10 protein-coding genes are annotated in these 10,178 nt (G+C 70.0%); 6 read left to right on the top strand and 4 right to left on the bottom strand.

The window, feature by feature from the left end:
• The first annotated feature begins 665 nt into the window (after positions 1-665).
• The 6 genes from VF746_22475 to VF746_22450 all read left to right on the top strand — a co-directional run bounded on the left by VF746_22475 (position 666) and on the right by VF746_22450 (position 6,213).
• Positions 666-2,423: a hypothetical protein gene (locus VF746_22475; protein ID HEX8695194.1), complete on the top strand. Its 1,758-nt coding sequence runs from the start codon at positions 666-668 to the stop codon at positions 2,421-2,423.
• Between the two features lie 223 nt (positions 2,424-2,646).
• A complete protein-coding gene (locus tag VF746_22470) occupies positions 2,647-2,838 on the top strand; it encodes a hypothetical protein (protein ID HEX8695193.1) in 192 nt (63 codons plus the stop codon).
• A 47-nt stretch (positions 2,839-2,885) separates the two neighbouring features.
• Positions 2,886-4,235 (top strand): amino acid permease, encoded by a 1,350-nt coding sequence (locus VF746_22465; GenBank protein ID HEX8695192.1) that lies wholly within the window; start codon positions 2,886-2,888, stop codon positions 4,233-4,235.
• A complete protein-coding gene (locus VF746_22460; protein HEX8695191.1) occupies positions 4,232-5,326 on the top strand; it encodes a pyridoxal phosphate-dependent aminotransferase in 1,095 nt (364 codons plus the stop codon). Before VF746_22465 ends, VF746_22460 begins: the two co-directional genes overlap by 4 nt.
• Positions 5,327-5,642: 316 nt before the next feature.
• Positions 5,643-5,885, top strand: a complete 243-nt coding sequence (locus VF746_22455) for a hypothetical protein (GenBank protein ID HEX8695190.1) — start codon at positions 5,643-5,645, stop codon at positions 5,883-5,885.
• Positions 5,878-6,213, top strand: coding sequence for an HNH endonuclease signature motif containing protein (locus tag VF746_22450; GenBank protein ID HEX8695189.1), 336 nt, complete (start codon positions 5,878-5,880; stop codon positions 6,211-6,213). The genes VF746_22455 and VF746_22450 overlap by 8 nt, the downstream gene beginning before the upstream one ends.
• A 199-nt stretch (positions 6,214-6,412) precedes the next feature.
• Here the strand turns inward: VF746_22450 and atpC are convergent, their stop codons facing one another.
• The 4 genes from atpC to VF746_22430 form a co-directional block, all read right to left on the bottom strand.
• Complete coding sequence (gene atpC, locus VF746_22445) at positions 6,413-6,700, bottom strand: ATP synthase F1 subunit epsilon (GenBank protein HEX8695188.1); 288 nt, start codon at positions 6,698-6,700, stop codon at positions 6,413-6,415.
• Positions 6,700-8,181: a F0F1 ATP synthase subunit beta gene (gene atpD / locus VF746_22440; GenBank protein ID HEX8695187.1), complete on the bottom strand. Its 1,482-nt coding sequence runs from the start codon at positions 8,179-8,181 to the stop codon at positions 6,700-6,702. Before atpD ends, atpC begins: the two co-directional genes overlap by 1 nt.
• A 30-nt stretch (positions 8,182-8,211) precedes the next feature.
• Positions 8,212-9,078 carry a F0F1 ATP synthase subunit gamma gene (locus VF746_22435; protein ID HEX8695186.1) on the bottom strand — a complete coding sequence of 289 codons (867 nt, stop codon included), beginning with the start codon at positions 9,076-9,078 and terminating at the stop codon, positions 8,212-8,214.
• 95 nt (positions 9,079-9,173) lie between these two features.
• The coding region (locus VF746_22430; protein ID HEX8695185.1) for a hypothetical protein at positions 9,174-10,178 on the bottom strand (1,005 nt) is incomplete at its 5' end.

The raw sequence follows: 10,178 nt of genomic DNA, 5'->3' as shown, positions 1-10,178 counted from the left end.
GTGCCGCTGGCGGAGTGATACCACCTTCCGAAACCGACTGTGCATTCCCATGCCACATACGAAGTCATCCTGAGGGAGCGTCCGCGTGGAATTCGCTCCCGCGCCAATGGTTGGACGCGACCGAAGGATCTACTCCGCGTGTCTGGTGGCCAGATGCAGTGCGCAGAAGCCGGCCTCGCCCCGGGGTGAGTAGATCCTTCGGTCGCCGCCAAGCATCGTTGCCGAGGCAGGTTCGGCGCAGCGGCTCCCTCAGGATGACTTCGTGTGTAGCATGGAATGCACAGTCGGTTTCGGAAGGTGGTATCACACCCGAGAATCACCCGCATGTTTACATGAAGTAGCTAGAAACGATAGGACACGATCCTCGAAAGCAGCTTTCATCCCCCATCGACTCTGCTCACTTTCTTGATTCACGATGTCGATTTTATGCCCAATTTCGGGTTGCATCCGCCGAAGTTCGTACGGAACGCCAGCCGGGGGATTGTTAAGGCATAATAGGTGCGTTAGATTGTAAGCGAAGCCAGTCCGGCCCGACACGGCCGCCGCGCACCGCGCGGTCGGGTGAAGGGAGCGGCGGCTTCTCCAACAGCGAGGTCCCGGAGCGCGAGCAGCATCGCGCGCCGGGACCTTTTTTTCGTCACCGCTCCACTGAAAGGAGAGCGAACATGCCGAGCAGTCCGCAGCAACCGCAGGGGTCGCAGGCGCGGCAGTCGCAGGCGCTGCAGGCCCTGGCGCAGCGCAGCGGAGCCCAGGACCTGGTCCTGGTGGACTCCGCGGCCGTCTCGCTGAGCGGCGGCCGGAGCGCCACCCGCTACAGCGCCGTGCGGCGGAGCGACGCCAACGGCCCGCAGCACTCCGTCGTGCTCGACGCGAGCGGGGCCGAGGTCGAGGAGTCGCACCTGTCCGCCGCCGCGTCCACGAGCGGCGACACCGCCACGCTGGAGCCCGCGCCGGTGGACGGCGGCACCAAGCCGGTGGTCACCGCGTCGGCCACCATCAGCCCCAGCACCAACAACCTGGTGCTGAACCCGGGCGACACCTTCCCGGAGGTGATCACCGTCACCATCCCCCCCAACACCACGCCGGCCAAGGCGGACGTCTACTTCCTGGCCGACGTCACGGGGAGCATGGGCTCCCACATCGCCGCCGTGCAGGCGGGCGCCAACCAGATCCTGAACGACCTGGCGGCGCTGGGCATCGACATCGCCTACGGCGTGGGGAGCTACAACGACTTCCCCGGCCCGCCGACGCTGGCGTTCCAGCACCAGCTCTCGCCCACCTCCAGCACCGCGGCCGTCACGGCCGCCATCGGCACCTGGGCGGCCAGCGGCGGCGGCGACTACCCCGAGGGGCAGCTCTTCGCCCTCGACCAGCTGGCGGTGCCCCCGGGCGGCACCATCGGGTGGCGCGCCGGGGCGGAGCGCATCATCGTCTGGTTCGGCGACGCGCCCGCGCACGACCCGGTCTGCTCCGCCATCTCGGGGCTGTCGTACACCATCACCGAGGCGACGGCGACGGCCAAGCTGGTGGCCGAGCAGATCACGGTGCTGGCCATCAGCGTCACCACGCCGGGGCTGGACGACAACCCGGCGCCCAGCAGCTTCGACTACAACGCGGCGTGCGGCGCCCCGGGCGGCACGGCCGGGCAGGGGACGCGCATCGCCAACGCCACGGGCGGCATCTTCGTCACGGGGATCAACCCGTCCACCATCGTGAGCACCATCACCAGCCTGATCACGACGGCGGTCACCACCATCAACAACCTGTCGCTGGTGCCCACGGGCGGGATCGCGCCGTTCGTCACCTCCATCTCGCCGGCCGGCGGGTACGGGCCGCTGGCGAGCGACCAGACGCACGTGCTGCCGTTCGACGTGGTGTTCACCGGCGTGGTGCCCTGCACCAGCGAGACGCAGGTGTTCACCGGCACCATCGACGCGGTGGCCGACGGCGGCGTGGTGGCCAGCAAGACGGTCACCATCACGGTGCCGCCGTGCGAGTCGCGGCGCCGCGTGTACAGCGTGAAGTACGTCTGCGGCTGGCAGCACGACGAGCGCGGCTGCCCGGTGCTGCCGGGCCGGTACGCCACGGACGTCAACATCCACAACCCCAGCGGCCGCGAGGCGAGGATCGAGAAGGTCTTCATCCCGCTGGTGGTGAACGGCGAGCCGATCGGCCGCGAGCCGCGCTACTCGCAGCCCAGGGCCAAGGACTTCATCGTGCTGCCGCCGATGTCGGCCACGATGGACGACTGCTGCCGGATCGCCGAGCTGATGGGGCTGGACCTGGGGTCGCTCAACATCGGCTTCCTGCAGATCACCAGCGACGCCGACCTGGAGGTGGTGGCGGTGTACACCGCGTCGGGCTTCGACCCGAACATGGGCGTGAGCATCGACGTGGAGCAGGTGGAGGCTCGCCTGCTGTAGTGCAGCGCGGACGCCCGGCGCGGGCTCTCCCGCGCCGGGCGCCCGGCGCTCGGGAATAGGTCTTGAAAAGGCTTCACACAGAGAAACAGAGAAACAGAGGACTTCGGCTTCTCTGTTTCTCTGTGTGATTCCAATCTGTTTCTATTCTGTTTGGAACCAGAACGATGCGTCCAGGCGGGCGGATGTTATATTCGGCGATCCGACCACTTACCGATCGAAGCGAATGGTCAACCTCCTGGAAGCGCTCTACGCCGTCTCCGGCGTCTGCCTGGCCGTCGCGCTGTACCACGCGTGGAAGGCGCGGCGCGGGGACCCGGCAGGCGCCGGCCGGCACCGGCGCCGGACCTGGCAGTGGGGGGCCGCGGCGGCGGCGGGCATTCTCGTCTGCGCGGCGCTCTACTGGTATCTTGGCTGAACCGACCCCCCTCCTCCCCGACGATCCCGTCCGCATGCGAGCACCCGTTGAACGCCGCTGACCGCGCCGCCGCGCCGGGGCTCGCGCGCCGGCTGGGGCTCTTCGACGCGACGATGATCGTGATGGGCGGCATCGTCGGGTCGGGGATCTTCGTCAACCCGCACGTGGTCGCGCGGCAGGTGCACACGCCGGCGCTGATCGTGGGCGCGTGGGCGGCGGGCGGGGCGATCGCGCTGGCCGGGGCGTTCGTCTACGCCGAGCTCGCCGCGCGCAGACCCCAGGTCGGCGGGCAGTACGCCTACCTGCGCGACGCCTACCACCCCGCGCTCGCGTTCCTCTACGGCTGGGCGCTGCTGCTGGTGATCCAGACGGGCGGGATGGCCGCGGTGGCCGTCACCTTCGCCCGCTACTTCCGCGAGGTCACGCACGTGCCGCTCGCCGAGCCGGCGCTGGCCGGGGTCGCCCTCGCGGTGCTGGTGGTGGTCAACTGCCTGGGCGTGCGCGCCGGGAGCAGCGTGCAGAGCGGGCTGATGGTGCTGAAGATCCTGGCCATCGCCGCCCTCGTCGCCGCCGGCCTCTTCTTCGCCGGCGGGGCGTCGGAGACGTCGACGGCGGCCGCGCGCCCGGCGTCGGGCGGGTTGGCGTCGTTCGGCGCGGCGATGATCCCGGTGATGTTCGCCTACGGGGGGTGGCAGACGGCCAGCTTCGTGGCGGGCGAGATGCGCGACCCGCGGCGCGACCTGGCGCGCGGGCTGCTGATCGGCGTGCTGGGGGTGATCGCGCTCTACGTGGCCGTCAACGTGGCGTGCGTGCTGGCGCTCGGCGCGGCCGGACTGGCGGCGGAGCCCGCGCCCGCCTCCGCCGTCATGCGCCTGGCGTTCGGCGAGCGCGGGGCGGCGCTGATCGCGGTGGGGATCGCCGTCTCCACCTTCGGCTTCCTGAGCCAGGGGATGCTCACCGCCCCGCGCGTCTACTTCGCCATGGCCGACGACGGGCTCTTCTTCCGCCGCGTGGCCTGGCTGGACCCGCGCACGCGCGCGCCCGTGGTCGCCATCGCGCTGCAGGGCGTGCTGGCGCTCGTGATCGCGCTCACCGGCACGTACGAGCAGATCCTCAACTACGTGGTCTCGGTGGACTTCATCTTCTTCGGGCTCACCGCCGGCACGCTCTTCGTCTTCCGCCGCCGGGCGGCGCGCGGCGAGGCGGACGGCTCGGAGGGGTGGAGCGGCGCCCGCGTCCCCGGCCACCCGCTGACCACCGCGTTCTTCATCGCCGCCTGCGCGCTGATCGTGGCGAGCACCCTCTACAAGTACCCGGCGAACAGCGCCATCGGGGTGGCGATCATGCTGGCGGGGCTCCCCGTCTACCTCTTCTGGCGTCGGCGGAGAACGGCATGAGCGAAGCATCCCGCCCGCTCGGCTCCGACTACCTGCTGTGGGCGAAGACGCGCTCGAAGGCGCGCTTCAACCTCACCTCGAGCGGCGCGCCGTTCTTCCCGCTGCGCGACCTGCCGGTGAGGCTGGACGAGCTGGAGCTGAACGGGCCGGACGTCTACGTGCCCCTGCTGGAGGCGATCGGCGCGCGCTACGGCGTGCCCGTGGAGAGCGTCTTCCCGGCGATGGGCACCTCCATGGCCAACCACCTGGCGATGGCCGCGCTGCTGGAGCCGGGCGACGAGGTGCTGATCGAGCACCCGGGCTACGAGCCGCTGCTGGCCGTGGCGCGCTACCTCCGCGCGGAGGTCAGGCGCTTCGCCCGGCGCGCTGAAGACGGCTTCCGCGTGGACCCGGCCGAGGTGGAGCGGCAGGCGGGGCCGCGCACGCGCCTCGTCGTCCTCACCAACCTGCACAACCCCTCCGGCGCGCTCACGGACGACGAGACGCTGCGCCGGGTGGGCGAGGTCGCCCGGCGCTCCGGCGCGCGCGTGCTGGTGGACGAGGTCTACCTCGACGCGCTCTTCGAGCGGCCGCCCCGCACCGCGTTCCACCTGGGCCCGGAGTTCGTCGTCACCAGCAGCCTCACCAAGGTCTACGGGCTCAACGGGCTGCGCTGCGGCTGGATCCTGGCCGAGCCGGCGCTGGTGGAGCGGCTCTGGCGGCTGAACGAGCTGTTCAGCAACATCGGCGTGCACGCCGGCGAGCGGCTGAGCGTGGCCGCCTTCCGCCACCTGGACCGGATCGCCGCCCGCTCGCGCGCGCTGCTGGAGGCGAACGGCGCGGCGCTCGACGCGTTCTTCCGCACGCGCGAAGATCTCGACTGGATCCCACACCGCTTCGGCACCGTCTCCTTCCCGCGCCTGCGCTCGGGCAGCGCCGACGGGCTGTGCGACCTGCTCCGCGAGAAGTACGAGACGTCGGTCGTCCCGGGCCGCTTCTTCGGGATGCCGGAGCACTTCCGCATCTCCCTCGGCGCGGACCCGGCCACGTTCGCGGAAGGCCTGGCGCGGCTCGGCCGCGCGCTGGACGAGGTAGCTCTCTCGCAGCAGTGACGTCGGCGATCACCGCGCCGGCCGGCCCGACGACTGCTCGTGACGGTCATTTTAGTCGCTTGCTGCGGCGAATTTTTGCCCTCATACTTCGAGTCATGAGATCCCGCGCCTTCCGCCGACACCAGCAAGCCCGCATCAAGCGCCGGGTGGAGCACTACTACGGCGGCGCGCACAAGGGTGATGCGCGCCGGATCGGACGGCTGGTGCGCACGCGGACACCCTGCTCATGCTCTATGTGCGGCAACCCGCGCAAGTGGCATGACGAGCCGACGCTGCAGGAGCGGCGTGCCCCAGGACCGGCAATAGGGAGTGAGCGATGAGCCTGGCGCGTGCTTACGACGAAATCGTGGATTTCATCGCAGCCGGCCCGAGCCCCAGCAAGGTCGTCGCGTTCCGCCCATCGGAAGCGACACGGCAGCGCGTTGCCGATCTCATTCATCGAGAGAAGACCGAAGGCATCTCCGATGAAGAGCGTTCCGAACTGGACCACTACCAGCAGATCGAGCACCTGATGCGCCTCGCGAAAGCCCGGGCCAAGCAGCACCTGACCGGTGAGTAGCTATCTCACGGTCGAGCTTCGGCGGCTGGTCGTCTCGCGAGCGGAGGGGCTGTGCGAGTATTGCATGATCCACGAGGCTGACACCTTCTTCGGCTGCGAAATCGACCACATCGTCAGCGAGAAGCACGGCGGGGTTACGGAACCGGAAAACCTCGCGTTCGCCTGTTTCTTCTGCAATCGCCACAAGGGAACCGACCTGGGCTCCATCGCGGGACCGACCAACCGGCTGATCCGCTTCTTCAACCCACGGACCGACCGCTGGCCGGAGCACTTCGTTCTGGATGAAGACGGCATGATCATTCAGCCGCGAACGGAAGTCGGCATGTGACCGAGCGCATCTTCGGATTCAACACGGATGAGCGGCTCCAGGAACGCCGTACCTTGCGCGATGTCGGTCGCTACCCGACTCCCGCTGCGCGTAAGCGAATACTCGACCTAGCCTGACAAGGAAACACTGGCACCAAAGCCAAAGCCCCGGCTCCTGCGCGGAGCCGGGGCTTCGTCTTTCTGGTTGGTGCGACGCTCACTCAGGCCGCGGAGGCGCGCTCGCTGAGCACCGTCACCACGTCGTCGACCACCTGGAGGAAGCCGCCCGCCACGTTGAACTTGCGGCTGTCGCGGCCGTTGTCCACCCGCAGCACCCCTTCGCCCAGCAGCGCCATCAGCGGCGCGTGGCCGCGCAGGATGCCCAGGTAGCCGTTGCTGGCGGGCGCCACCACCTGCGTGGCCTCGCCCTCGTACACCGTCTGCTCGGGGGAGAGCACCACCACGTGCAGCGTCCCGGCGCCCTCCGCGCCTCCGCCCGCGGCGGCCATCAGGCCCCCTGCTCCAGCTTGCGGGCCTTCTCCACCGCCTCGTCGATGCCGCCCACCATGTAGAAGGCCTGCTCGGGGAGGTGGTCGAACTCGCCCGACACCACGCGCTCGAACGAGGAGATGGTGTCCTCCAGCTTCACGTACTTGCCCGGCGTGCCGGTGAACTGCTCGGCCACGTGGAAGGGCTGCGACAGGAAGCGCTGGATGCGCCGCGCCCGGCCCACGATCACCTTGTCCTCCTCGGTGAGCTCGTCCATCCCCAGGATGGCGATGATGTCCTGCAGCTCCTTGTAGCGCTGCAGGATGCGCTGCACCGCGGTGGCCACGTCGTAGTGCCGCTGCCCGATGAACTGCGGGTCCACGATGCGGCTGGTGGAGTCGAGCGGGTCCACCGCCGGGTAGATGCCGATCTCCGTCAGCGCGCGGCTCAAGACCGTCGTCGCGTCCAGGTGCGCGAACGCCGTGGCCGGCGCCGGGTCGGTCAGGTCGTCGGCGGGGACGTAGATGGCCTGCACCGAGGTGATCGATCCCTCGCGCGTGGAGGTGATCCGCTCCTGCAGCGCGCCCATCTCGGTGGCCAGCGTGGGCTGGTACCCCACCGCGCTCGGCATGCGGCCCAGCAGCGCCGACACCTCGCTCCCCGCCTGGGTGAAGCGGAAGATGTTATCGATGAAGAAGAGCACGTCCTGCTTCTCGACGTCGCGGAAGTACTCGGCCACGGTGAGCCCCGCGAGCGCCACGCGCAGCCGCGCCCCCGGCGGCTCGTTCATCTGGCCGTAGACCAGGGCCACGCTGCTCTCGGGGAGGTTGTCGTCCTTGATGAGCCCCGCCTCGCGGAACTCCAGCCACAGGTCGGTGCCCTCGCGGGTGCGCTCGCCCACGCCGGCGAACACCGAGCGGCCGCCGTGCCCCATGGCGATGTTGTGGATGAGCTCCTGGATGACCACCGTCTTCCCCACCCCGGCGCCGCCGAAGAGGCCGATCTTGCCGCCCTTCACGTACGGGGTGAGCAGGTCCACCACCTTGATGCCGGTCTCCAGGACCTCGGTCTTGGGCTCCAGCGCCACGAACGCCGGGGCCGGGCGGTGGATCGGCCAGCGCTCGGCGTCGGCCGGGACCGCGCCGCGCTCGTCCACCGGCTCGCCCAGCACGTTCAGGATGCGGCCCAGCGCCGAACGCCCCACGGGGATGCGGATGTAGGCGCCGGTGTCCACCACCTCCATCCCGCGCACCACGCCGTCGGTGGGCTCCATGGCCACCGCGCGCACCTGGTTGCGGCCGATGTGCTGCTGCACCTCGAGTGTCACGTCGAGCGCGGGGCGCCCCTCGGCGGCCGGCTGGCGGATGCGGAGCGCGCGGTAGATCTCGGGGAGGCCGCTCTCGAACTCGGCGTCGACCACGGGGCCGATGACCTGGACCACGCGGCCCACGGCGGGGGTGGCGGCGCGCACGGTGGCGCGCTCCGGGGCTGTCGCTGCCATCTATCGTTCTCCTTGGAATTCAGGTCCGCGTTATTCCAGCGCCGCCGCGCCGCCGACGATCTCGGCGATCTCCTGCGTGATCTGCGCCTGGCGGGCCCGGTTGTAGGTCCGCGTGAGCGACTCGAGCATCTCGCCCGCGTTGTCGGTGGCGTTCTTCATGGCCGTCCGGCGCGCGCCCTGCTCGGCCGCGGCCGTCTCCACCAGCGCCCGGTACACGCTGTTGCGCACGTAGAGCGGGAGGATGCGGCCCAGGATCTCGTCGCCCGAGGGCTCCAGGATGTAGTCGACGCTCCTCCCCTTCTCCTCGCCCTCGGGCGCCGCCACGGGAAGGAGCGGAATCACCGCCGGCGGCGTGGAGAGCGCCGATTTGAACTGGGCGTACACCACGTACACCGCGTCCAGGTCGCCCGAGACGAAGCGCTCCATCAGCTCGTTCACCAGCCGCTCGGCGTCGGCGCCCGTGGGGCGGTCGCCGATGTCGGAGACGGCGGTGCGCAGGTCCTCGCCCTGGAAGCGGAAGAAGCCGATCCCCTTCTTCCCGGCCGCGTGCAGCTCGGCCTCGGTCCCCTCCGCGCGCAGCCGCTGCAGGAGGGAGCGCGCCTCGCGGATCAGGTTGGCGTTGAAGGCGCCCGCCAGCCCGCGGTTGGAGGTGACGAGCAGCACCGCCGCCTTCCGCACCTTCTCCGGCTGCCTGAGCAGCGGGTAGCGCCCCGCCAGCTCGGGCGTGAGGAGGCGGCGGATGACGTCGGCCAGCCGCTCGGCGTAGGGGCGCGCGGCGTGCACGCGGTCCTGGGCGCGCTTGAGCTTGGACGTGGCCACCATCTCCATCGTCCGGGTGATCTTGCGCGTGTTCTGGACCGAGCGGATGCGGCCCTTCAGTTCTCTGGCTTTGGCCATGATTCGCTTCGCTCAAAGTGCCCAGTGCCCAGTCCCCAGTGCCCAGTAGCCCGGAGCGAAGTTCCTGGGCACTGGGCACTTGGCACTGGGCACCATCAGTACGACTGCCTCGCCGCGGCCGCGTTCGCCTCGGGGCGCGACGACATGCGCAGCTGCTCCTCGCTCATGCGCCGGTCGGCGTCGGTCTCGTGCAGCAGCGGGCTCTCGGCGAAGTCCTCGGTCCCCACCGGCGAGTGCGGGTCGGCGAACAGCTCGGCGTAGCGGTCGATGGCCGCCTTGAGCGCCTGCTCCGTGTCGCCGCCCAGGTCGCGGCTCTCGCGGATCCCCTGCAGGATCTCGGGGTGGTTGGCGCGCAGGAAGATGTGGAAGTCCCGCTCCCACACCTTCACCTGCCCCAGGTCCACCGGGTCCAGGTAGCCGTTGTTCAGCGCGTAGATGATCGCCACCTGGTGCTCCACCGGCATCGGCGAGTACTGGTCCTGCTTGAGCACCTCCACCGCGCGGGCGCCGCGGGCCAGCTGCCGCTGCGTCACCGGGTCCAGCTCCGAGCCGAACGCGGCGAACGCCTCCAGCTCGCGGTACTGCGCCAGCTCGCCCTTGAGGCGCCCGGCCACCTTCTTCATCGCCTTGATCTGCGCCGAGCCGCCCACGCGGGAGACCGAGATGCCGACGTTCACCGCCGGGCGCACGCCCGAGTAGAACAGGTTCGACTCCAGGAAGATCTGCCCGTCGGTGATGGAGATCACGTTGGTGGGGATGTACGCCGACACGTCGCCCGCCTGCGTCTCGATCACCGGCAGCGCCGTGAGGCTCCCGCCGCCCTGCTCGTCGGAGAGCTTGGCCGCGCGCTCCAGCAGGCGCGAGTGCAGGTAGAACACGTCGCCCGGGAACGCCTCGCGGCCGGGCGGGCGGCGCAGCACGAGCGAGAGCTGCCGGTACGCCGCGGCCTGCTTGGACAGGTCGTCGTACACGCACAGCGTCGCCCGCCCCTCGTGGTACATGAAGTACTCGGCCATTGCGCAGCCCGTGTACGGGGCGATGTACTGCATCGGCGCCGGGTCCGACGCCGTGGCGACGACGACGATCGTGTACTCCATCGC

The organism is Longimicrobium sp. (assembly GCA_036389795.1).
Classification (GTDB): Bacteria; Gemmatimonadota; Gemmatimonadetes; order Longimicrobiales; family Longimicrobiaceae; genus Longimicrobium.
This window is presented reverse-complemented; position numbering and strand designations above follow the sequence as displayed.

Bases quoted from the DNA above. Each gene is read 5' to 3' on its own strand.
- VF746_22475 (HEX8695194.1), top strand. From the start codon at position 666: ATGCCGAGCAGTCCGCAGCAACCGCAGGGGTCGCAGGCGCGGCAGTCG.
- VF746_22460 (HEX8695191.1), top strand. From the start codon at position 4,232: ATGAGCGAAGCATCCCGCCCGCTCGGCTCCGACTACCTGCTGTGGGCG.
- VF746_22455 (HEX8695190.1), top strand. From the start codon at position 5,643: ATGAGCCTGGCGCGTGCTTACGACGAAATCGTGGATTTCATCGCAGCC.
- VF746_22470 (HEX8695193.1), top strand. From the start codon at position 2,647: ATGGTCAACCTCCTGGAAGCGCTCTACGCCGTCTCCGGCGTCTGCCTG.
- VF746_22435 (HEX8695186.1), bottom strand. From the start codon at position 9,078: ATGGCCAAAGCCAGAGAACTGAAGGGCCGCATCCGCTCGGTCCAGAAC.
- atpC (HEX8695188.1), bottom strand. From the start codon at position 6,700: ATGGCCGCCGCGGGCGGAGGCGCGGAGGGCGCCGGGACGCTGCACGTG.
- atpD (HEX8695187.1), bottom strand. From the start codon at position 8,181: ATGGCAGCGACAGCCCCGGAGCGCGCCACCGTGCGCGCCGCCACCCCC.